Here is a 21,816-nt window from a genome sequence, read left to right as displayed (position 1 = left end):
GATACAAGTTTTTATTTAGATTTATTTCAAATAGCGCTGATTGCGCGACTGGCAATCTGAGGTTTCGTAGCGTTTTTAAAACAAAGTAGCCGCGCGGCTTTCGACCACGCGGCTATTGACACAAACGATATGTCAGACTATTTTTTCTCCTTGGTTTCTTCTACCATTTTCTCAGTCACGATCTTCTTTTCGGAAGTGTTGCCCCATGAATTCATGATATAGTTGACCACGTCGGCGATTTCGTCATTTCCCAAACCGGGATTTGGCATCATGTTGTCGTACTCCATTCCATTCACCTTGATTTTGCCAATCAAACCAAATTTGACCGTCTTAATCGCGTTGTCAGGATTTTTATCAAAATAATCCGACTTGGCCAGCGGAGGGAATGAGGCAGGAATGCCTTCACCAGCGCTCATATGGCAGGTAATGCAGTTTTCAGAGTAAACCATTTTCCCTCGCTCAATGCTTTTTGCAAGCTCGTCATCCTGACCAGGCATGATAGCGGAGCAGAAAATCGCAGCAGAAAGCAAGCCTAATAATAATTTCATAAATGCTTGCTAATTAACCTTTTGGGCTGATACGCACCACTTTACCTGAGTTTTCAAGAACAACATACACATTGCCATCCCAGCCTTGGCGTACATCGCGTACCCGACCAATTTTATCAAAAATGATTTCGCGGCTGATCACTTTGTTACCTTTTACAACCAGATGTTGCAGGTACATGAATTTCAATGAGCCTACCAGCAGGTCACCTTTCCAGTCCTTGAATTTATCATTGGTCAGGAAAGTCATTCCACATGGTGCAATGGACGGTTTCCAGTACACAACAGGCTGTTCCAGACCGGCACGCGCGGTGTCTTTTGAAATGATGCTGTTGTCATAATCAATGCCAAAAGTGATCAGTGGCCAGCCGTAGTTTTTACCTTTTTCAATGATATTCAACTCATCGCCGCCTTGTGGGCCATGCTCATGTTCCCAGATCACGCCAGTAGTGGGGTGAATGATCATTCCTTGTGGGTTACGGTGTCCGTAAGTCCAGATTTCGGGTCTTGCGCCTTCGGTTTTCACGAAAGGATTATCAGTAGGGATCTTGCCATCTTCGTGCAAGCGAACTACTTTACCCTGGTCACGGCCCAGGTTCTGAGAATTCTCTTTCTGTCCGCGTTCTCCAAGGGACAGAAATACGTATCCTTTTTTGTCAAACACAATGCGGCCTCCGTAATGCACATTGGCTTTTACATTCGGGATCGCTTTAAAAAGCTGCTGAATGTCGGTCAAGGCATGGTCTTTCAGTTTGGCGCGTATCAATGCAGTGTTCGCACCGCCTTCGTCACCTTCTTCCCCTGCTGCCTTCGGGGAAGAGTAGCTGATGTAGATCCAGCCATTGGTTTTGTAATCAGGGTGCAGGTTAATGTCCAGCAATCCGCCCTGTCCTTTGTAAAACACCTCAGGTACTCCGGTAATTTCCTGCGGATCCAATTTGCCATCTTTTACCAGTCGCAGTTTGCCGCCACGTTCGGTTACAAGCAGATCGCCATTGGGCAGTAATGCAGATGCCCAGGGCATGGTCAGGCCGGTCGCAACGGTATCTACTTTTAGACTTGCTTCGGTCAATTTTTGCTCGGAACGGGCCTCCGTAGTGATCCCGCTGTTGCTCATCAAACCGATCGACGCGGTTAGTAATAGACCTCCAAATGCAACCGGGAGGTATTTTTTAAGTAAAGGAATGTTTTTGTTCATAGATTAATGGTGAATAACGACGTGATTTTTGAGGTTTCTATTTAACTAATTCGAGTTCATTCAAGTGTCCGGTAATGAGATCAATTTCCTCCTTACTCAGACTGATATCCATCGCAGCGGCGTTTTGGAGTGCCTGTTCCGCATCCCTGGCGCCTACCAGCGCGATGGTGATACCCGGCTGCTCCACGGTCCATCGCAGTACAAGCTGCCCCAGCGTAGCATTTTTCTCTTCCGCCAGTGGTCTGATCTGGTCCAGGAAAGCATTCACTTTGATCAGGTTTTCATCTTTGTAAAAATGAAGGGAAGCACGATGATCGTCCTCTCCGAATTTATACCCGGGCTTCATTTTGCCTGTCAGCAACCCCCGTTCCAATGGGCTGTAAGCGAGTATCGCTTTGTCGTTTTCAATGCAGTAAGGAACCAATTCCTTCTCGATATCACGTTTCACCATGCTGTATGGCACCTGATCGGATACTAGATGAATGTGCTTGGCTGCTTCCCGCATTAAGTCTGCATTGTAATTACATACTCCCGCATACCGCACTTTCCCCTGTTCGATCAGGAGTGAAACGGCCTCCATCGTTTCTTCGATAGGCGTGGTTTTATCATGCCAATGGATCTGATATAGGTCAATGTAGTCAGTACCCAATCGCGTCAGGCTCTCTTCGCACTCTTTGATGATGCTATCTTTGGCCGCGTATTTGTAAATGTTAATGTCCTGACCGTCATTGTTTTTACTATGCATCGCAAAGTCACCTTTTTCAAGGTCCCAGCGCATGCCATACTTGGTCAAAATCTGAACCTGATCGCGAGGCAAGTCTTTGATCGCCTCTCCCACAATTTCCTCACTAAGCCCTTGTCCGTAAACCGGCGCGGTATCAATGGAAGTCACACCCGCATGAAACGATTCCTGAATGGCTTTGACAGCCTGGTTCCGCTCAGTACCACCCCACATCCAGCCCCCCGCTGCCCAGGCACCGAATGTAATGACCGAAAGTTCAAGATCCTTTTGTTGCGGATCGGCGGAGTTACCTATTTTTCTGTATTGCATGGTTTTTTGGCTGTTGGCGGTTAGCTGTTGGCTTTTAGCTGTTAGCTTTTTTGTGATGAAATAAACTGTAATAAGATTATACTTGGTAATTTTCTAAAAGCTAAAAGCTAACCCCTACTTCGTCAGCGAAAACGGTGCTGCTTCCGGCTTGGTACCCCATGCTTTTGAAGGTTGGCTAGCCATATTGAATTGTACGGTTCCGCCTTTTTGGATATCAGCATGTTCCAGGAATGTATTTCCGTAATCTTTGCCATTCAAAGTTGCTCCCTCTATGTACATATTCTTGTCGCTTGTGGCTGGTGCTTCGATCGTAAACTTCTTGCCGTCTTCCATGGTCATGGTTGCCTTTTTGAACAGCGGTGAGCCTATCACATATTGGGTAGTACCAGGCGTTACCGGATAAAAACCAAGTGACGAGAACACATACCAGGCCGACGTCTGACCATTGTCTTCATCGCCGCAGTAGCCGTCCGGAGAAGCCTGGTACAGCTTGCCCATGACCTGACGCAGCCAGTATTGCGCTTTGTGAGGTGCACCGGCGTAGTTGTATAGGTATATCATGTGCTGGATGGGCTGATTTCCGTGCGCGTAGTTACCCATGTTCATGATCTGCATTTCGCGGATTTCGTGTATAGGGAAGCCATAATAGCTGTCGTCGAAAATTGGAGGCAATGTGAAAACGGTATCCAGCTTCTGCACAAATGCTTCTCTTCCGCCCATTAAACCGATCAGTCCCTTTACATCCTGAAATACGGACCAGGTATAGTGAATGCTGTTTCCCTCTGTAAACGCATCGCCCCATTTAAATGGATTGAATGGAGACTGGAACTTGCCGTCCTTGTTTTTGCCACGCATCCATTTGCTTTCAGGATCGAAAACGTTGTGGTAATTCTGGCTTCTTTTCAGGTACATATCGATTTCTTTCTGAGGCTTTTTCAATGATTTCCCCAATTGAGAAATACAAAAATCGGCATAGGCATATTCCAGCGTCCTCGCTACATTTTCATTCACTTTAACGTCGTAAGGAACATAACCTAACTCGTTATAATATTCATGCCCAAACCGTCCGACAGAACTGACAGGTCCTGCATTCTCTGTGTTTTTGATGATTGCCTCGTATAATTTATTGATGTCATAACCACGAACACCTTTTACATACGAATCAGCGATCAGCGAAGCAGAATTGGAGCCGATCATGCAGTCGCGGTGACCTGGGCTAGCCCATTCAGGAAGGAAACCGCTTTCATCGTAGGCATTCGCAAGGCCTTCCATAATATGCGAATTCAGGGTAGGGTACATTAATGTAAAGAATGGGAAAACGGCGCGGAATGTATCCCAGAAACCATTGTCCGTGAACATATAACCCGGACGAACCTCACCATTGTAGGGGCTGTAATGTACTACCTTATTGGCTTTGTCAAATTCATAAAACTTTCTTGGGAACAGAAGCACGCGGTAAAGGCAGGAGTAAAATGTGCGGATCTGGTCAATGTTCTCTCCTTCCACTTTAATGCGGGAAAGTTCGTCATTCCAAGCCTTGCGGCCTTTTTCTTTGGTTACATCAAAGGAATCATTGCCTACTTCACGTTGCAGGTTCAATTCTGCCTGCTCAGCGCTGATAAATGACGATGCTACTTTGAGGCTAACCTGTTCGCCTTTTTTTGTTTTGAAACCTACCACCGCACCCACATGTGCAGCGCTCAGTTCCAATGTATCTTTTGCCAAAGTTTTGCCATGAAAAGCAGATGAAAATGTAAATGCTTTGTCAAAAACGAGGACGAAATAATTTTTGAAATTAGATGGTACACCACCGCTGTTTTTGGTAGTGTAACCAATGATCTTACGTTCGGAAGGAATAACTTTCACGTAGGAACCTCTGTCGAAAGCATCTACGAGGACAAACGAACTATCTTCTTTCGGGAATGTAAAACGGAATTGGGCTGCACGTTCTGTCGGCGCTATTTCGGTAGTAACATCATAGTCGGCCAGGTAAACCTTATAGTAATGGGGCTTGGCAACTTCTGCTTTGTGCGAAAACCAGCTCGCACGGCTTTCTTCATCGATTTTCAGTTTTCCAGTGATCGGCAGGATGGAGAATTGACCGTAGTCATTGATCCATGGACTTGGCTGGTGGGTTTGTTTGAAGCCTCTGATTTTCTCGGAATCATACATATAGCTCCATCCATCTCCCATTTTGCCGGTTTGAGGCATCCAGAAATTCATTCCCCAGGGCAATGCAATAGCGGGGTAGGTGTTACCGGAAGAAAGACTGAACTTGGATTGGGTTCCCATCAACGGATTCACAAGATCTACCAGATCGGTGTTGGCGGCCGATTGTCCGTACAGAAGAGGGCTTGATATAAACAGTACAAAAAGGCAATAAAGGAGTTTTTTCATGTTAAGGACAATTCTTTATATTGAATCAGAAAAAGAGATAGTCAACAAAAGTAATGTAAGGTCGGGTAACATAAAGTATCCCTTCAAAAGATTTGCCGCATTAGGCCTCAACATGACATTTTGTACCGGCATAGTTCTTTAAGACGTTAAGTTAAGAAATGGATGGTGATCTGAAATTGCCTTTGGATAATTGCAGAGTATTGTGACCAGTTCCCCATTTCATCGTATATATATTTACATCTAAGTTACGTATCGATATAAAATCACAATGACTGAACACTTAAACCGCCTTACCCCCCGTCAGATCGTTTTCGAACTTGACCAATACATCATCGGACAAAATGACGCGAAACGCAATGTCGCTATTGCATTGCGCAACCGGTGGAGGCGAATGAATAGCCCTGAGGATATTCAGAAAGAAATTATTCCCAACAACATATTAATGATCGGCGCGACGGGCGTAGGTAAAACCGAGATCGCACGCCGGTTGGCCAAAATCGCCGACGCTCCATTTGTAAAAGTAGAAGCCTCTAAATTCACGGAAGTAGGGTATGTGGGCCGGGACGTGGAAAGCATGGTCCGCGACCTGGTGGAGCAGGCGGTGGGAATGGTGCGCACACAGAAGAAAGAGGAAGTTAAATTAAAGGCAGAGCAGGCAGTGGAGGACATTATCCTCGACGCACTCATTCCTCCGATCCACGGAGCAGGCGCAACGAAAGTAAAAGCCGAAAACGGTACATCCGATACCATGCCGGATGATGATGCTGAATTGAACCAGCGTACCAGAGAGCGTTTTCGCGAAAAAATAAGAAACGGAGAACTCGACAGTCGCAAAATTGACATTGAAGTACAGCAAAACCAGTCGCCGAGTGTGGGTATGATCGGTGGAGCTGTGGACGACGTTTCGATGATGAACATTCAGGAAATGATCGGTAATATGATGCCGCGTCGCGGGAAAAAACGCAAGGTTACAGTAGAGGAAGCTAGAAAAATACTGCTCGACGAAGAAGCTTCCAAGCTGATCGATATGGATGAGGTGAAGATCGAGGCGATTCAAAAAGCCGAAAACCTTGGCATTATCTTCATTGACGAAATTGACAAAGTAGCATCAAGCCGTTCGGCCGGGGGCAGCGGGCCTGATGTGAGCCGCGAAGGTGTACAGCGCGACCTGCTTCCAATCGTGGAAGGGAGTGCTGTGAATACTAAACATGGCGTAATTCATACAGATCACATTCTTTTTGTAGCTGCCGGCGCATTCCATGTTTCCAAGCCGTCAGACCTGATCCCCGAATTACAGGGACGTTTCCCAATCCGGGTGGAACTGAACAGTCTCACAGAATCTGACTTTTACCAAATACTGAAAACGCCAAAAAATGCATTGACCAAGCAGTACGAAGCCATGATGGCATCGGAAGGCGTGGAGCTGGAATTTGAAGACGGTGCGCTTCGTGAGATTGCGAAAATTGCTTTTGAAGTAAACAGCGAAGTAGAAAATATTGGTGCAAGGCGTCTGCAAACGGTCATGAGCTTGTTGCTCAATGATTTTATGTTTGACATTCCGGATGTCATCGGCTCAGACAGCCACATTGTCGTTACCGCCGGCCTGGTTTCAGAAAAGCTCGCGCATCTGGTGAAGAACCGGGATTTGAGTCAGTACATATTGTAGTAAGTACCAGCAAAAAGAGGAGAAATTATCTCCTCTTTTTGCTTCTATTCAGCATATAACCAATTGAAAGCAATAGGAAATTCTCTGCTCCATTGCTTTTCGCTATGTTCTCCTATCGGATCAATGGATGTCTGTATCTTGACACGGTCGTATCCAAAGCGCTGATTTTCAAGTGTTTCATGAAATTTTTTGAAATTAGCGATCATATTGGCACCTTCTTTCCCCCCGGCGTACAGGTAAATCCGTGACTCGAAGGGTTCAAAGAAATGTATCGCGTCGAAATATACCCGCTGCGAAATCCAAAGGGAAGGAGAAAAGATCATCAGCTTTCCGAAAACATGCGGGAACATTAAAGCTGCATAAACACTCAGCAATCCACCCACCGAACTTCCTCCGATGCCGGTATTCAACCGGTCCGTTTTTGTCCTGTACTTCGCATCGACATGCGGTTTCAATGTATCCGTAATAAATCGAAGAAACAATGCGCCTAATCCTTTTCCGAGTTTGGGATTGTCATAAGGTGAAAGTTCCTGAATGCGATCCTCGCCTCCATGCTCTATCGCCACGATAATTACATTGGCTTTACCCTCTTTGGCAAGCTTGGTTAGGCTCATATCTATTTTCCAATTGCCATACTCAGATCCTTCTCCGAACAGGTTTTGCGCATCGGTCATATAATGTACCGGGTAACGCTGATCAGGTCTGTCGTGGTAGTCGTGTGGCAAGAGCACGTGAATGCGGCGGGCCCTGTCGAGTTGTGGAATTTTGAATGTTTCCGAAAGTATTTCGACGATCGGCGTGTAGTCTACTTTTTTGAAAGGGTCTTTCTGCCAGCGTATTACATTGTCCTGTACCACACCTTCCAGCTTGGTAATGACCCTGTTTCCGTAAGGTTTGCCAAATTGGTCAAGTTCCACCTGGTCCCAGCCGCCGCGGGTATATTTGTATTCCAGGGGATTGGGTAGTTCCAGGTCGTCGGGGAATTGGTACTGATACTCTCCGGGATTGATCATTGTCATCCTGAATTCTTCGAGGTCAGGAAGCCACTTGCAAAAGTTCCCGGTGATGAACACCGGTCGTTTATCAGAAGGGATCGTGGTTAATTCTATACTAAGGGTTTCAACATCTATTTGCATTCTTAATTGAGTCACTTAGGGTTACGCGGCCACAAAAGTACTCATAAATCCGCTTTCTTAATATAATTTACGAATTCAAATGTGAATTTATGTCGATCATCAGCCTCATGAACAACGCGTTCCGTTTCGATCCAGCTTGATGGCTCCATAATTTCAAAGAAAGTATCACCCTCAATAATGGTATCGACTTCGGTAATGTACATTCGATCAGCGAGAGACTGGGCTAATTTGTACAACTCGCCGCCGCCGACGACAAATGCCTCCTGATCTTCCAGTTCCCGCGCTTTCGACAAGGCATCTTCCAACGAGCTGGCCGTCATTACACCGTCAAATTTAAAATCAGGATTCCGCGTAACGACAATGGAAGTCCGGCCAGGCAATGCTTTGCCAATAGATTCAAACGTCTTCCTACCCATGATCATGGGGTGGTTCAGGGTTAACTGCTTGAATCGTTTCAGGTCATCAGGCAACCGCCAGAGTAGCTGATTGTCTTTCCCAATGGCCCCATTTTCAGAAACCGCCACTATGATTGATATGAGCATTGAATTGGTTTGGTTGTTAGGGTTGGGCAAATTTTGTTTAACGAATGTAGGTTAGCGGCGTGATGTGTATTGTTACATCCCTGACGGGATTTCAATGATAACGTTTATTATTTTTTGCTACCTAGGTTACATCCCTGACGGGATTTTACTGATGATGTCAATGACTTTTTCGCTACCGCGCGGCGGCTACCGAGATTACATAACTAAGTGACCTGCATTGTTTTCAATGCCGTTAGGCATGCAATCTTGGTAGCAACTCGGAATCACAACCCGTTTCCAAATGCCTTTGGGCATGTAACCTTTGCGAAAATGCCACCTGGGCACCAACCCTACAACCGGTTCCCCCTCAAAAAATCCCCGATATCCATTCGCTTCTTACCTTCCAATTGCAACGTTTCAATGGAAAGCCAGCCGTCAGAGGTGCGGAAGTTCAGGTAGGATTTATGGTCTGTAGCGAATTCGCCTGGTTGGGCTTCGCCCGAGAACTCCACTGGTTTTGTCTTGAATACCTTGCAGGATAACCCATTCAATGTCGCCCAGGCGGCGGGGTAGGGCGATAACCCACGTACGAAATTATGGATATCCTCAGTCGGCCGGTTCCAATTAATCTCGCAGGTCTCACGGAAAATTTTCGGGGCTGACTTGATGTTCTCAGTTTCGTCCTGTGGTTCCTGTGGGTAGTTGCCTTCGGTGATCGCATCGACGGTTTTTACAACCAGTTGTGCGCCGAGCTGCATCAGACGTTCATACAATGTACCTGCGTCATCGTCAGGATGAATGCTTTCTTTTTCCTGAAAAATGATCTTGCCGGTGTCAATGTCCTTTTCAATGAAGAATGTCGTAACGCCCGTTTCTGTTTCACCATTGATCACGGCCCAGTTGATCGGCGCTGCACCGCGGTATTGGGGCAACAGCGAACTATGTAGATTAAATGTACCCTTCGTGGGCATACTCCACACCACCTCCGGTAACATCCGGAATGCGACTACTACCTGCAAATCAGCATTCAATGATCTCAATTCTTCTAAAAATTCGGGATTTTTTAACTTTTCGGGTTGAAGTACAGGAATACCTTGTGCTTCGGCATATATTTTTACCGGTGATTTTGTTTGTTTCTGACCACGTCCGGCTGGTTTATCCGGTACCGTGATGACTGCCACTACATTAGAATGATGCTCTACCAGACTTTGTAAACTAGGGACTGCAAATTCGGGCGTTCCCATAAAAATTATTCTCAATGGTTTTGACATACATGTGGTCGCTTTTGGATAAAAATCGTGTAACCATTTACAAATATTGTTATTTTTGTCGTTCTTAACAGAAAATTATGGTGAAGACAAAATCATATATCAACCGAAAAGATAAGGTTTTCTAACCTCCTGCTACGAGTGTATTACTCTTGTAGAGCGGTCTTAGAGCCGTTCTTTTTTTTTGCAAAATTTCAAAAATTGTAAGACTTATAAACTAAACTAGGGTCATGGCTAAGATTTCATACTATACGGAAGAAGGATTAAATAAGCTGAAGAATGAGCTGAATGATATGAAAACCAAGGGCCGCACGGAGATTGCAAAACAAATTGCAGAAGCGCGGGACAAGGGTGATTTGAGTGAAAATGCAGAATATGACGCGGCGAAAGATGCGCAGGGAATGCATGAAATGAAAATCGCTAAGCTGGAAGAAATTATGTCAAATGCAAGGGTGATCGATGAGTCGTCAATTGACACCTCTCAGGTCGCTGTTCTTTCGAAAGTGAAGATCAAAAACCGTAAAAATGGAATGGAAGTCACTTACACACTTGTGTCGGAGGAAGAGGCGGATCTGAAAACAGGCAAAATCTCGGTGGGTTCGCCGATCGGTAAAGGCCTGCTGGGCAAAAAAGTCGGAGAAACAACAGAGATCAAAGTTCCGGCCGGTATGATGGAATTTGAAGTATTGGATATAAGCAGGTTCATCGAATAGATTTTCCAGCTAACAAAAAGGACCGCAATGCCAGTGGCATCGCGGTCCTTTTTGTTAGCTGTTAGCTGTTAGCTATTTTGACCAATTTTGTGACATTTACATGTAGGCTCTAAACACAAAACCCCCTAACCGCTAATAGCTAGCAGCTAACAGCTCCAATATGAAATTCAAAGGCTTTTTATTAACCGTTTCTTTCCTTTGGGTAGAAGGTATGGCCTTTTTTCCATTCATTCTTTCGAGGCGAAAATCGCCTGATCGTTTTTTTCTGAACCATGAGCGCATCCATTTGAAGCAGCAGCTGGAACTCGGTCTGATCGTATTTTACATCTGGTATCTGACCGAATATTTAATCCGGCTGGCCCGGTACAGAAAGCATTATTTAGCCTATCTTCATATCTCTTTTGAAAAGGAAGCTTACCAGAACCAGGGGGATCTTGACTATTTAAAAACAAGGACTTTCTGGGCATTTTGGAAGTATTTGTAAAAGGGAATAAATTGCAAAACAGCAACCATTGATATTAAGTAATTTAAATAAACAGTATGTCAGATCAGAGCAGAGAGTTTCTTTATAAGTATTTGAACAATGCCTCGCCGACCGGCTTTGAATCCACAGGTCAGCAAATATGGCTCGACTACATTAAGCCCTATATTGAAGAAGAAATTATAGATGTGTACGGTACTGCCGTAGGCGTTATCGGTCCGGGACAGGATTACAAAGTGGTTATCGAGGCTCATTCGGATGAAATTTCGTGGTTTGTCAACTACATATCCGATGACGGCTACATTCACGTTCGCCGTAATGGTGGCTCGGATGCGGCGATAGCGCCTTCAATGCGGGTTAATCTTCATACAGCGAAAGGAGTTGTCAAAGGTGTTTTCGGATGGCCGGCGATCCACGTGCGTGACGTAGCCAAAGACCAGGTTCCGAAAGTGCATGAACTGTTTATCGACGTGGGCGCGGCGAAGAAGGAGGAAGTACTTGAAATGGGCATCCACGTAGGTACTGTCGCCACTTTTGCGGACGGCCTTGATGAGCTGAATGATAAGTATTACCTCGGTCGCGCGCTGGACAACCGTATGGGCGGCTTCATGATCGCCGAGGTAGCGAGAATGTTGCATGAAAACAATGTGCGCCTACCCTTTACATTGTATGTGGTCAATGCGGTACAGGAAGAGATAGGACTTCGTGGAGCAGAAATGATCTCACGCAGGTTAAAGCCAAACCTGGCCATTGTGACAGATGTGACGCATGATACGCAGTCGCCTATGTATAATAAAAAAGAGCAAGGGGACCTGAAAAGTGGTAATGGGCCGGTGATATGCTATGGTCCGGCGGTGCAAAACAATGTACGCGACCTGCTCATTCAGGTTGCTGACGAGAAAAAGATCCCTTTCCAGCGCCAGGCAGTAAGCCGCTCCACAGGCACGGATACCGATTCTTTTGCCTATTCGACGGAAGGTATTGCATCAGCACTGATTTCTTTGCCATTGAAATACATGCATACGACGGTTGAAATGGTACATAAGGAGGATGTGAAAAACGTAATCCAGCTGATGTACGACGTACTGCTTTCATTAAAAGGCGACGAAGATTTCAGGTATATTAAATAACAAGCGAGACTTGCCAGGTTTTGGAAACCTGGCAAGTCTTTTTACACACTACATTCTTCATTATCAAAAAACATCATCAACAAATGAAAATCATCAACAAATGGACAACCGGGCAAGAGGGAGGGGTGCTGCGATCAATCCCCGCAACAAGTTCTTCAAAAACGAGATCGAGTACACTTCCGAGGACTGGCAACAATGGGAAGATCCCGAGGTAAATCCCAAAACCCAATTTATTGAAGAAGAATCCAAAACCCTGCTAAGCGTATCTGACAGTCCCGATCTACCCAATTTTCATTCCATCAATCCCTACCGTGGCTGCGAGCATGGCTGCATTTATTGCTATGCGCGGAATTCCCATGAGTATTTGGGCTACTCTGCCGGACTGGATTTTGAAACCAAGATCGTCGTCAAGAAAAATGCACCGCAGCTGCTGGAAAAGCTTTTTAATTCCAAAAAGTGGGAGCCCAAAAATATTCACATTTCAGGTAATACCGATTGTTATCAACCCGGAGAAAAGAAATACAAACTGACGAGACAACTGCTTGAAATCTGTTTGAGGTACAGGAATCCGGTAAGTTTGCTCACTAAAAATGCTTTGATTTTAAGGGACATTGATATCCTGGAAAAAATGGCGAAGCTGAATCTGGTTCGCGCGGCGGTGTCGATCACATCATTGAACGAGGATTTGAGAAGTGCATTGGAACCCAGGACAGTAACCGGAAAGAGGAGATTGCAGATCGTCAAAACATTACATGAAGCCGGCATTCCGATGGGTGTTATGACTGCTCCCATTATTCCTGGACTTAATGATCATGAAATTCCTGCTCTCGTTCAGGCTGCTGCCGAAAATGGTGCGTATTGGGCACATTACACGGTTGTGAGGCTCAATGGCGCTATCGCAATGCTTTTCGAAGAATGGATAAATCATCATTTTCCCGATCGTGCGGCGAAAGTTTTGAACCAGATTAAAGAATGTCATGGCGGTGCCGTCAATGATTCCAGATTTGGTATTAGAATGGTGGGCGAAGGTAATTTTGCGGAGCATATCAAACAGCTTCATGATATGGCGTGCAGGAAATATTTCAAGGAAAAAGAGATGCCTGAACTGGATACCACACAGTTTATGAGAGGCGGGCAAATGAAGTTATTTTAATGCCACGAATGCACTAATTGACACGAATATTCGTGCCGATTAGTGCATTCGTGGCATTAAATACTATTTTAGCCAGTAAATTCCTATCCCATGAAAACCGTATTCTTTACTCTTGGCCTTTCTGCCACACTTTGCCTGAACAGTAATTGTATTAATTCCACCTCGCAGAAAAGTCCGACGGTAACGGAAGACGATTCGTTGAATACTGCCGGTGGTACGGCGAAAGCGAAAATGCCCATTACAGGTGCCGACCAGATCGGTGAGTATGTCACTTATTTGAAAGGTAAGAAAGTGGGCATCCTGGTAAACCAGACCTCTATCATTGGTAGCAAACCAATTGTGGATAGCCTGGTGGCGCTGGGTGTTAACATTGTGACGATTTTCGGGCCAGAGCATGGTTTCAGGGGGACGGCCAGTAATGGTGATAAAGTAAATGACAGCATCGATCCCAAAACGGGTATTCCTGCTATTTCGCTTTATGGTAAACAAAAAAAGCCTACGAAAGAGCAAATGGCGACTATCGATCTGATGATATTCGACATTCAGGATGTTGGGGCCAGATTTTATACCTATATCAATACATTGGGTCACGTGATGGAGGCCTGCGCGGAAACCAATAAGGAAATGCTCATTCTTGACCGGCCTAACCCAAATGGCTTTATGGTAGACGGTCCGGTTCTGGAAGACCACCTGCATTCGGGCATAGGTATGTACAAGATACCCATCACCCACGGGTTGACGATCGCTGAATTTGCTCAAATGATCAATGGAGAGGGGTGGCTGCCCAACAAAATGCAGTGTAAGCTCAAAATCATTAAAGTAGCAAATTACACGCATAATACACCTTATACGCTGCCGGTGATGCCGTCGCCTAACCTGAACACGCAGCAGTCCGTCATGTTGTATCCGCATATATGTATGTTCGAAGGTACGATCGTGAGCCAGGGGCGGGGTACCTATATGCCCTTCACGGTGCTTGGTGCGCCTTTGCTGAAAGGGAAGTATGATTTTTCATTCACCCCGAAGAGTATTAAAGGCATGAGTGAAACACCTTTACACCAAGACACCGAATGTTACGGACTGGACCTGCGCAAATATGATATGAAGCACATCGAAAAAACAGGTCAGATAAATCTGAAGTGGCTGATCGAAATGTACAATGCCTATCCGGATAAGGCCCTGTTTTTCGATAGAACGCAAAGCAAGCAAATGGGAGACTTTGACAAGCTGTCCGGAACTGAAAATTTGAAGAAACAAATCATTGCGGGAGCTTCCGAGGATGAGATCAGAAAGAGCTGGGAGCCGGGGTTGTCTGATTATAAAACAATGAGGAAGAAGTACCTAATCTACCCCTGAATCGGGATTTTCACGGGTTAGTGACACACAAAACATCCCAGGGATAATTTCCCGGGGATGTTTAATTATTCTCAACGATATTAAATTAAAAAACTGATGGTAAAATTTAGTTTAGGTTTGAAATGCAAGCAATGTGTGCATAATGCAAATATTTATGCAAAAACGTCTATTCCTTTGTTAGATACGTATTTTTGCGTAAAAAGGATGCCTGAGCTACAAATTATTTTTAATTATTTTTTAATGAAGCCCAGGCACCTAATCGGGGTAGAATATATATGAATAATAGAAGAGGGTATTACATGCTATAAAATTAGTTCGTAGTGTAATACCTCACAAATCAATGTGGTGAAGTCCAACTTTCCGGGGGTGAAGTTGGTAAAAGTGTGGGTGACGGAAAAAGGCAGTGAATGGAAGACTTTTTTCAGGAAAATGTTTTGATCCTGCTCAGCAATTCATTCCGATTATCGTTCGTGATCGGTATCTCAATGTCATTGATCATCACATGCACATAATCAATGGCTGTGATCGCATTGAGGTTAATAATAAAGGATTTATGAACGCGGAAGAAAAAGTTAACCGGCAGCTGCTGGATCATATTTTTCAGCGTTTCCCGGATCGTATACTTCTTTTTGGCGGTATGTAGTTCGAGATAGTTATCGTCGCTTCTTATATATAGGATGTCAGCCAGGAGTATTTTTGTGAACATGTGCTTTTCCTTGATGAACAACGCATCCTTGATCACCGTGGTGTCTTCCTTCTCTTCCACATCCGTTTCTCCCGCCAGGGCAGCCAGACGGTAATTTTTCAAAGCGAGCTTTACGGCAGTGTATACCGTGATTTTTTGAAATGGTTTTTGCAAAAAAGCGTGGGGCGCAGCTGCCAATGCAGCATTCACCACGGCAATGTCGTCGTGGCTTGAAAGAAACAGAAAAGGGATCTTGAAATTTTCCCGGATGTAATGTGCGAGGTCAATCCCGGTCTGGTAACCATTGAGATTGATATCCAACAGCGCAAGATGAAACACTTTGCTATTCAGGAGCTCGGTGGCGGTTGTATAATCCGAAGCAACGTCATTGGCCTCGTAGCCAAATCCGTTGAGTAAAAACTGCAGATGTTTTGCGATAATAAAGTCGTCTTCAACAATTAGAATATTCATCTTAAAATTTAAGCATTCAACCCTTACGCGACGGAATAAGTGATTAAAATGGGATTTACGTATTTGAAAACATGATGCTGTACATTCTCGCAAAATCAAAAATGCACGATAATATACGAATTAATTATATGTGACCACTTTTTATTTCATACTAGTTGCTGGCCAAAATAGAATTGATTGTAGATTAAAATCACATTAATATATTGATAGTCAGTAATTTGATTGGAATCCTTCCCGGACTAAGAGCACCTTGGCCCAGGTCGGTAATATCTTTTTAATCAAACAATAAACTTATAATTATTGTCAAAAAAGTTATATTTAACTGCATTTAACAAGATTTCATATTTCTTTTCTCAAATATGATCTGATCGCGGTGTAACCGCGTATGTCTGTCATTACCGGGTGAATAGCCTTCAATCTACCTTCACAATAATAGTTGCGGCGAGTCTTTAACAGCGTTTTTGGTATTTGCTTATGCGAATATAACGAAGCAATCGGTTACAATTTAGTTTACAGAATTCATTTCCAATCTTAATTCCTTTTTTTCATAGTTTAAACTTCTACCTCATGCAAGTTTCTAGTTTGGGTCTTTGCAGGCTCAGGAATGGTGTCCTGAGCTTGGCAACGCTGCTCTGTTCCTTAGGCAGCTACGCCTCCAGTCACAGGGAGGCACCTCTGATTTCCAATGATCCGTTGGCCGACAACACGGATCTGTATGCTTTCAAAAGCCCCGATGATCCCAATTCCATTACGATTATCGCGAATTACATCCCTTTTGAATCTCCGGAAGGCGGGCCGAACTACTTCAATTTCGGTCCTAATGTGCGTTACGAAATTCACATTAAAAACAAAACCACTACGGCTGGTGACGATATTACTTATCGGTTCACTTTTTCCAGTACCAACGAAGATCCTACCACTTTTTTCAACATTCGTTTAGGCAAACAAAACCTAAAAACGACTTACAAGTGTGAAAAGAGTATGGATGGTGGACAATCGTTCACTACCATTATTGCTAATGGGATAGTGCCTCCAAATAACATCGGGCCACGTTCCATCGAAGGCAAGACAGTGGGATTGGAAGCTCCGGATTACAATTCACTGGTTGAAAAAGCGATCGCTACTGCTTCAAGTGGTGAAAAAGTTTTCTGCGGACCAGTCGACGATCCATTCTTTGTGGACCTGGCAGGGGCTTTTGATGTAGGCAACTTCCGTCCGGAGGGCAATAAAACCAATGCCCCCAAAGATGGCCTGAGCCGTTTCAATGTGCATACCATTGCCATTAAAGTCCCGGTTGCCCTTTTGCAAAAAGACGGAAAGAGTGTAGGACAAGCTTCTACCATTCTGGACCCTGATTTTGTGATCGGTGTGTGGGCTTCGGCCAGCCGTCAGATGATCAAAACACTGTACGGTGGTGGAGACGTTGCTTATGATGGCAAATATGTACAGGTATCGCGCCTGGGTATGCCATTGACCAACGAAGCCGTGATCCCGCTGGGCATGAAAGACAAATGGAACTCAGTAACGCCTTACGCAGGAAATGACCTTCAATTTGCCAGTTATTTCAAAAATCCTGAACTGGCTTTGTATATGGACGATTCTCAGTTTGGTACTGCCGTACCATCGCTGAATGCACTGCGTATCCAATCCAATTCATTGGGCGCATTTGACTTCCGTAACGGCAAGTCAGGTTTGTATGGATTAAAAGGCGCTTCGGCATTGACCGGCACAGCGCTTGACGATGCGATATTCGGCACCATTCTTTTGCCTGATAATGCGAGTCCAAGAGCGGTGGATTTGCTGCCTATCTTCTACACAGGCGTTCCAAACCTGATTCCATATCAACTTGCGACGGGCAAAAACAACAACCCGCTGGCAAAAGGTAAACCATTCATCCACAACTTCCTGCCTACATTGGGAGATATGCTGCGGCTGAACATGGCTGTACCTGCTACACCGCGTAATGATCCTAAGTTCAGTTCATTAGGTTTGGTTCAGGCGGCAGTTCTGGGGATTACGGATCCTGCTTACAATGGCAATGCAGACCTGCAATGGATACCTAATATGGACGGTTTCCCTAATGGACGACGTTTGGAAGACGATGTAACTACCATCGAATTGCAGGCAGTTTCGGGTATCGTACTTGCTGCGGTGGGTCTGTTTTATGACGATGCAACCGCTCAGGCGCCTGTTTCCAAGCAACTGCTGAACGTTTTGACATTTACCTCGGGGCCGACTAAGAACGATGCGGCTTTAAAAGCAGCATTCCCTTATCTCGCCAATCCTTGGAGAGGGTATGACTATCCGGAAAAAGCCCGATTCTGATCCCATCACTTTATAACAATAGTGTAATATGAAAAATCTTTTATATCTGATCGGGATACTGGCCACGATTTGTATCGGGTCAGGCCAATCGGTAGCTTCTTCGCACCGTGAAGCCCCTTTAATCTCAAATGATCCACTGGCAGATAACACAGACGTTTATGCCTTCAAAAGTCCTGTAAACAAGGAAAATATCGTCCTTGTAGCCAACTACATACCATTTGAACATCCAGCGGGTGGTCCAAACTGGTACTCTTTCGGAGAAAACATCCGTTACGAGGTACACGTAGATAACAATGCTGCCACACCGGGTGCAGATATCGTTTACCGTTTCACATTCAAGAAAATGAATGAGGACCCTTCGACGTTCTTCCTGATCCGGTTAGGCAAAGAAAATCTTAAAACCAGCTATACCTGCGAACGCAGTACCGATGGCGGACAGAGCTTTACGACTATCGTTTCTAACGGTACAGTTCCTCCTCCACACATTGGTCCACGGTCTATCGATAACAAAACAGTAGGCTTAGGTTCAAGCTATGACGCGCTGGTTACGAAGTCCATCATGACAGCCAGCACCGGCGAGAAAATATTCTGCGGTCCGGTCGACGATCCGTTCTTTGTGGACCTGGGTGGAATATTTGACCTTGGTAATGTGCGTAAATCAGGTGCGAGAGATGGTGTGGCTAAATTCAACTGCCATTCAATCGTAATCGAAGTGCCGGTTGCTACTTTGCAAAAAAGCCACAAAATGGTTGCCGACGCATCTACCATTCTGGATCCTGACTACGTAATCGGTGTGTACGCTTCATCAAGCCGTAAAAAAATCACAACCCTCTATAGCGGCGGTGATGTAGGCTATGATGGTGACTGGGTACAGGTATCTCGTCTGGGTATGCCATTGACTAACGAAGCAGTTATTCCAATTGGCATGAAAGACAAGTGGAATGCAACTTCCCCAGCCAATGACCTTCAATTCGCCAAATACTTCACTAACCCTGAGTTGGCATTGTATATGGATGATTCGCAGTTTGGAACAGCAGTACCTGGACTTGCTCCATTGCGCATTCAAAGCAAATCATTGGGATCATTCGATTTCCGTAATGGAAAAGCTGGTTTGTACGGCTTAAAAGGAAATCCGGCATTGGACGGCACTGCGCTTTCCGAAGCAGCATTTGGAAGTGTGTTATTGCCGGATGCAACCAGCCCTCGTGCTGTGGATATCCTGCCCATTTTCTACACCGGTGTACCTAATTTGCCTCCTTATCAGCTTGCTACCGGCAAAGAAGGCAACCCGCTGGCGGCTGGAAAACCATTTATCCACAACTTCCTTCCTACATTGGGTGACTGGTTGCGGTTGAACATGGCCGTTCCTGCAACGCCCCGTAATGATCCTAAATTCAGTTCATTAGGACTTGTTCAGGCTGCTGCGCTAGGTTTGACAGATCCTGCTTACAATGGTAACAAAGATCTGCAATGGATCCCTAACATGGATGGTTTCCCTAACGGACGCCGCCTGGAAGATGACGTGACTACCATTGAATTGCAAGCAGTAGGTGGAGTTGTATTGGCTGCCATTGGTTTATGGTATGACGATTTTACTCCGGGTGTGACGGCTAGCCCTGTAACGCCAAACTTGTTAAGTGTGTTGACATTCAATGCAGGTGTAACCAAAAACGACACCACATTGAAAGCCAATTTCCCTTACCTGCAAAACCCATGGCCAGGCTTCCGCGGACCAAGCTACGAAGGTGCTAAACCGGCAACTGAACAGCCATTGGCAGTAGCCATCACTAATTTCAACTGTACAACCGGTAGCTTCACTTTCGAACGTTCGGGCGGAGATCCTGCTAAAACAGTGGAATACTCAGCAGCAGGCGTTGTAAATGGAGGCTGGGGTACCAGCGTGAACCGCATGGTGGAATCTGAGCTTTTCGCAGATGGCAACAGCAGCGGCGTACTTTGGGCCAAAGCACGTTACGTCAATGATCCTACTTCCGAAGTGACGATGATGTTCGACTTCCGTGCAAAATGTGGCATGACCTGGCGGCAGGGTGTAGCAGGAACTGAGACTCAGCCTGTACCATTGTCGGCGGTGATCATGGGTAACCCTACTACCAACGACGAAGTAATGATCGAGATCAGAGGCGCAGCTGGCAAAAGAGTTCAGCTTGACCTGGCTAACAGCAAAGGACAAGTGTATGGCCAGCAAGTGATATCCAAAGCAAGTGCTTCGGAACGTCGTTCTGTGAAACTGTCAGGTCCATCCGGTATCTACTACCTGAGAGTAATGACTGCTGAGAATAAGTACACGGTTAAGATTCTTCGTAAATAATTGCATTAACTATTACAGGGCCGGGGAGAGGTGGTTACACATTGATCTCCGGCCTTCTTTAAACCTCACAATTGGTATCATGAAAAATATTACTACCCTTTGCATCGCTATCATGGTACTTACCCAGCTGGGATGTACCGAAAAGAAAAAAACTGAAACACCTCAGAACAACACTGCCAGTACCGATATTCCGGCGTTGTTTGAAAGGCATGGTGAGCTGGCTACGGCTGTCGAATGGTCAAAGACCAAAGAAAAGGTTGAAGAATTAAAAACAAAAATCAAAGAAAACCCCAGGGATGTAAAAGCCCGTTTGCAGGTAGTGGTGATATATTTGGCAGAGGCGCGGATTACCGGGGAACACCCTTACTATTACCCTGCAGTGCTGAAAATGCTGGACGGGGTCCTGGCCATTGAACCGAAAAACTTTGAAGCCACTACATTCAAAGCGTCGGTGAAAATGTCGCAGCACCAGTTTGCGGAGGCCAGAGAACTGGCAGAAAAAGCAAGACAGATCAATCCAAACAATGCTTACGTGTATGGAGTACTGGTAGACGCCAATGTGGAATTGGGCAACTATGACGAAGCAGTGGCCATGTCCGACAAGATGCAGGAGCTGAAACCTTCGCTGGAAGCTTACTCGCGCGCATCCTATCTGCGTGAGATTTATGGAAACTATGCCGGTGCTATTTCCGCGATGAAACTGGCCGTGCAGGCTGGCTTACCTGGCTCCGAGCCGCAATGCTGGAGTAAAAACACATTGGGACATTTATACGAAACGACCGGCCAATTGAAAGATGCCGAGATACAATATCAGGAAATACTGAGCATGCGCCCAAGTTATGCGTTCGCATTGCGTGGTCAGTCACAGATTTTCAAAGCAAGAAAAGAATATGACAAGGCATTGGCAGAGCTTGAAAAAGCAGCCAAGATCATGCCCGAGTTTTCTTTTCATGAAGAAATGGCTGATATATATGCCTTGCAGGGCAATCAGGATAAAGCCAATGCTAAATACAAAGAGGTAGTGAAGATGCTCGACGAAGATGCAGCCTCGGGACATGCAGTGGACCTTGAACTTTGCAAACTTTACATTAAAACTGGTCAGCTGGATTCAGCAATCGTTTACGGACTGAAAGAATATGCCAGAAGGCCTAAAAATATAGACGTTAACCACGCACTTGCAAACGCTTACTTTAAACAGAAAAATAACGACAAGGCGCAGGAACACATGAAAGTGGCATTGAGTACTGGAAGCAAGGATCCGGAAGTACTACAAATTGCGAGTGCTATTGAACTGGCGATGGGCAATAAGGCGCAGGGTGAAAAATTGCTTGCACAAGCTAAGAAAACAAACCCTAAGTTTGTACTGTGATCATTTCGGTTGACGATAATGT

Annotated in this window: 17 protein-coding genes; 9 read left to right on the top strand and 8 right to left on the bottom strand. The window is 45.2% G+C overall.

The window, feature by feature from the left end; genetic code table 11:
• Positions 1 to 137 precede the first annotated feature (137 nt).
• From ABIO93_RS32385 to ABIO93_RS32370, 4 genes are all read right to left on the bottom strand, one after another.
• A complete protein-coding gene (locus tag ABIO93_RS32385; protein WP_348074197.1) occupies positions 138 to 548 on the bottom strand; it encodes a cytochrome c in 411 nt (136 codons plus the stop codon).
• 13 nt (positions 549 to 561) lie between these two features.
• Complete coding sequence (locus tag ABIO93_RS32380) at positions 562 to 1,743, bottom strand: PQQ-dependent sugar dehydrogenase (protein ID WP_348074196.1); 1,182 nt, start codon at positions 1,741 to 1,743, stop codon at positions 562 to 564.
• Between the two features lie 37 nt (positions 1,744 to 1,780).
• Positions 1,781 to 2,794: an aldo/keto reductase gene (locus tag ABIO93_RS32375; protein WP_348074195.1), complete on the bottom strand. Its 1,014-nt coding sequence runs from the start codon at positions 2,792 to 2,794 to the stop codon at positions 1,781 to 1,783.
• Positions 2,795 to 2,908: 114 nt separating this feature from the next.
• Positions 2,909 to 5,191 (bottom strand): GH92 family glycosyl hydrolase, encoded by a 2,283-nt coding sequence (locus tag ABIO93_RS32370; protein WP_348074194.1) that lies wholly within the window; start codon positions 5,189 to 5,191, stop codon positions 2,909 to 2,911.
• A 268-nt stretch (positions 5,192 to 5,459) separates the two neighbouring features.
• Between ABIO93_RS32370 and hslU the strand changes: the two genes are divergently transcribed.
• Positions 5,460 to 6,857 (top strand): ATP-dependent protease ATPase subunit HslU, encoded by a 1,398-nt coding sequence (gene hslU, locus ABIO93_RS32365; protein ID WP_348074193.1) that lies wholly within the window; start codon positions 5,460 to 5,462, stop codon positions 6,855 to 6,857.
• 44 nt (positions 6,858 to 6,901) lie between these two features.
• On the opposite strand, the gene ABIO93_RS32360 is transcribed toward hslU, so the two are convergent.
• The 3 genes from ABIO93_RS32360 to fmt form a co-directional block, all read right to left on the bottom strand.
• Positions 6,902 to 7,993 (bottom strand): alpha/beta hydrolase-fold protein, encoded by a 1,092-nt coding sequence (locus ABIO93_RS32360; RefSeq protein WP_348074192.1) that lies wholly within the window; start codon positions 7,991 to 7,993, stop codon positions 6,902 to 6,904.
• 41 nt (positions 7,994 to 8,034) lie between these two features.
• Positions 8,035 to 8,535 carry a dihydrofolate reductase gene (locus ABIO93_RS32355; RefSeq protein WP_348074191.1) on the bottom strand — a complete coding sequence of 167 codons (501 nt, stop codon included), beginning with the start codon at positions 8,533 to 8,535 and terminating at the stop codon, positions 8,035 to 8,037.
• Between the two features lie 329 nt (positions 8,536 to 8,864).
• A complete protein-coding gene (fmt, locus tag ABIO93_RS32350; protein ID WP_348074190.1) occupies positions 8,865 to 9,785 on the bottom strand; it encodes a methionyl-tRNA formyltransferase in 921 nt (306 codons plus the stop codon).
• A gap of 227 nt (positions 9,786 to 10,012) precedes the next feature.
• On the opposite strand from fmt, the gene greA reads away from it, so the two are divergent.
• From greA to ABIO93_RS32325, 5 genes are all read left to right on the top strand, one after another.
• A complete protein-coding gene (gene greA, locus ABIO93_RS32345; protein WP_348074189.1) occupies positions 10,013 to 10,495 on the top strand; it encodes a transcription elongation factor GreA in 483 nt (160 codons plus the stop codon).
• Between the two features lie 160 nt (positions 10,496 to 10,655).
• A complete protein-coding gene (locus ABIO93_RS32340) occupies positions 10,656 to 10,979 on the top strand; it encodes a hypothetical protein (protein WP_348074188.1) in 324 nt (107 codons plus the stop codon).
• A 56-nt stretch (positions 10,980 to 11,035) separates the two neighbouring features.
• Complete coding sequence (locus ABIO93_RS32335) at positions 11,036 to 12,106, top strand: M20/M25/M40 family metallo-hydrolase (RefSeq protein WP_348074187.1); 1,071 nt, start codon at positions 11,036 to 11,038, stop codon at positions 12,104 to 12,106.
• 100 nt (positions 12,107 to 12,206) lie between these two features.
• Positions 12,207 to 13,259 (top strand): PA0069 family radical SAM protein, encoded by a 1,053-nt coding sequence (locus tag ABIO93_RS32330; protein WP_348074186.1) that lies wholly within the window; start codon positions 12,207 to 12,209, stop codon positions 13,257 to 13,259.
• Positions 13,260 to 13,349: 90 nt separating this feature from the next.
• The gene (locus tag ABIO93_RS32325) at positions 13,350 to 14,615 is read left to right on the top strand and encodes a DUF1343 domain-containing protein (protein WP_348074185.1); all 1,266 of its coding nucleotides are present in this window, start codon (positions 13,350 to 13,352) and stop codon (positions 14,613 to 14,615) included.
• A 421-nt stretch (positions 14,616 to 15,036) separates the two neighbouring features.
• Here the strand turns inward: ABIO93_RS32325 and ABIO93_RS32320 are convergent, their stop codons facing one another.
• Positions 15,037 to 15,771: a response regulator transcription factor gene (locus ABIO93_RS32320; protein ID WP_348074184.1), complete on the bottom strand. Its 735-nt coding sequence runs from the start codon at positions 15,769 to 15,771 to the stop codon at positions 15,037 to 15,039.
• A gap of 567 nt (positions 15,772 to 16,338) precedes the next feature.
• Here ABIO93_RS32320 and ABIO93_RS32315 point away from each other — a divergent pair.
• From ABIO93_RS32315 to ABIO93_RS32305, 3 genes are all read left to right on the top strand, one after another.
• Entirely contained in the window at positions 16,339 to 18,096 is a 1,758-nt protein-coding gene (locus tag ABIO93_RS32315; RefSeq protein ID WP_348074183.1) for a DUF4331 domain-containing protein, read from the top strand.
• Between the two features lie 28 nt (positions 18,097 to 18,124).
• Positions 18,125 to 20,425, top strand: a complete 2,301-nt coding sequence (locus ABIO93_RS32310) for a DUF4331 family protein (RefSeq protein ID WP_348074182.1) — start codon at positions 18,125 to 18,127, stop codon at positions 20,423 to 20,425.
• A gap of 79 nt (positions 20,426 to 20,504) precedes the next feature.
• A complete protein-coding gene (locus tag ABIO93_RS32305) occupies positions 20,505 to 21,794 on the top strand; it encodes a tetratricopeptide repeat protein (protein WP_348074181.1) in 1,290 nt (429 codons plus the stop codon).
• Positions 21,795 to 21,816: the final 22 nt, after the last annotated feature.

This window comes from Dyadobacter sp. (genome assembly GCF_039919315.1).
Lineage (GTDB): Bacteria > Bacteroidota > Bacteroidia > Cytophagales > Spirosomataceae > Dyadobacter.
Note: the sequence above shows the minus strand (reverse complement) of the source record. Positions and strands in the feature narration are given on the sequence as shown.

What these genes read in the sequence shown, in the direction of transcription:
- fmt (WP_348074190.1), bottom strand. Translation starts at nt 9,785, where the DNA reads ATGTCAAAACCATTGAGAATAATTTTTATGGGAACGCCCGAATTTGCA.
- ABIO93_RS32320 (WP_348074184.1), bottom strand. Translation starts at nt 15,771, where the DNA reads ATGAATATTCTAATTGTTGAAGACGACTTTATTATCGCAAAACATCTG.
- ABIO93_RS32335 (WP_348074187.1), top strand. Translation starts at nt 11,036, where the DNA reads ATGTCAGATCAGAGCAGAGAGTTTCTTTATAAGTATTTGAACAATGCC.
- ABIO93_RS32310 (WP_348074182.1), top strand. Translation starts at nt 18,125, where the DNA reads ATGAAAAATCTTTTATATCTGATCGGGATACTGGCCACGATTTGTATC.
- ABIO93_RS32385 (WP_348074197.1), bottom strand. Translation starts at nt 548, where the DNA reads ATGAAATTATTATTAGGCTTGCTTTCTGCTGCGATTTTCTGCTCCGCT.
- ABIO93_RS32360 (WP_348074192.1), bottom strand. Translation starts at nt 7,993, where the DNA reads ATGCAAATAGATGTTGAAACCCTTAGTATAGAATTAACCACGATCCCT.
- greA (WP_348074189.1), top strand. Translation starts at nt 10,013, where the DNA reads ATGGCTAAGATTTCATACTATACGGAAGAAGGATTAAATAAGCTGAAG.
- ABIO93_RS32325 (WP_348074185.1), top strand. Translation starts at nt 13,350, where the DNA reads ATGAAAACCGTATTCTTTACTCTTGGCCTTTCTGCCACACTTTGCCTG.
- ABIO93_RS32375 (WP_348074195.1), bottom strand. Translation starts at nt 2,794, where the DNA reads ATGCAATACAGAAAAATAGGTAACTCCGCCGATCCGCAACAAAAGGAT.
- ABIO93_RS32340 (WP_348074188.1), top strand. Translation starts at nt 10,656, where the DNA reads ATGAAATTCAAAGGCTTTTTATTAACCGTTTCTTTCCTTTGGGTAGAA.
- hslU (WP_348074193.1), top strand. Translation starts at nt 5,460, where the DNA reads ATGACTGAACACTTAAACCGCCTTACCCCCCGTCAGATCGTTTTCGAA.
- ABIO93_RS32305 (WP_348074181.1), top strand. Translation starts at nt 20,505, where the DNA reads ATGAAAAATATTACTACCCTTTGCATCGCTATCATGGTACTTACCCAG.
- ABIO93_RS32370 (WP_348074194.1), bottom strand. Translation starts at nt 5,191, where the DNA reads ATGAAAAAACTCCTTTATTGCCTTTTTGTACTGTTTATATCAAGCCCT.
- ABIO93_RS32355 (WP_348074191.1), bottom strand. Translation starts at nt 8,535, where the DNA reads ATGCTCATATCAATCATAGTGGCGGTTTCTGAAAATGGGGCCATTGGG.
- ABIO93_RS32380 (WP_348074196.1), bottom strand. Translation starts at nt 1,743, where the DNA reads ATGAACAAAAACATTCCTTTACTTAAAAAATACCTCCCGGTTGCATTT.
- ABIO93_RS32315 (WP_348074183.1), top strand. Translation starts at nt 16,339, where the DNA reads ATGCAAGTTTCTAGTTTGGGTCTTTGCAGGCTCAGGAATGGTGTCCTG.
- ABIO93_RS32330 (WP_348074186.1), top strand. Translation starts at nt 12,207, where the DNA reads ATGGACAACCGGGCAAGAGGGAGGGGTGCTGCGATCAATCCCCGCAAC.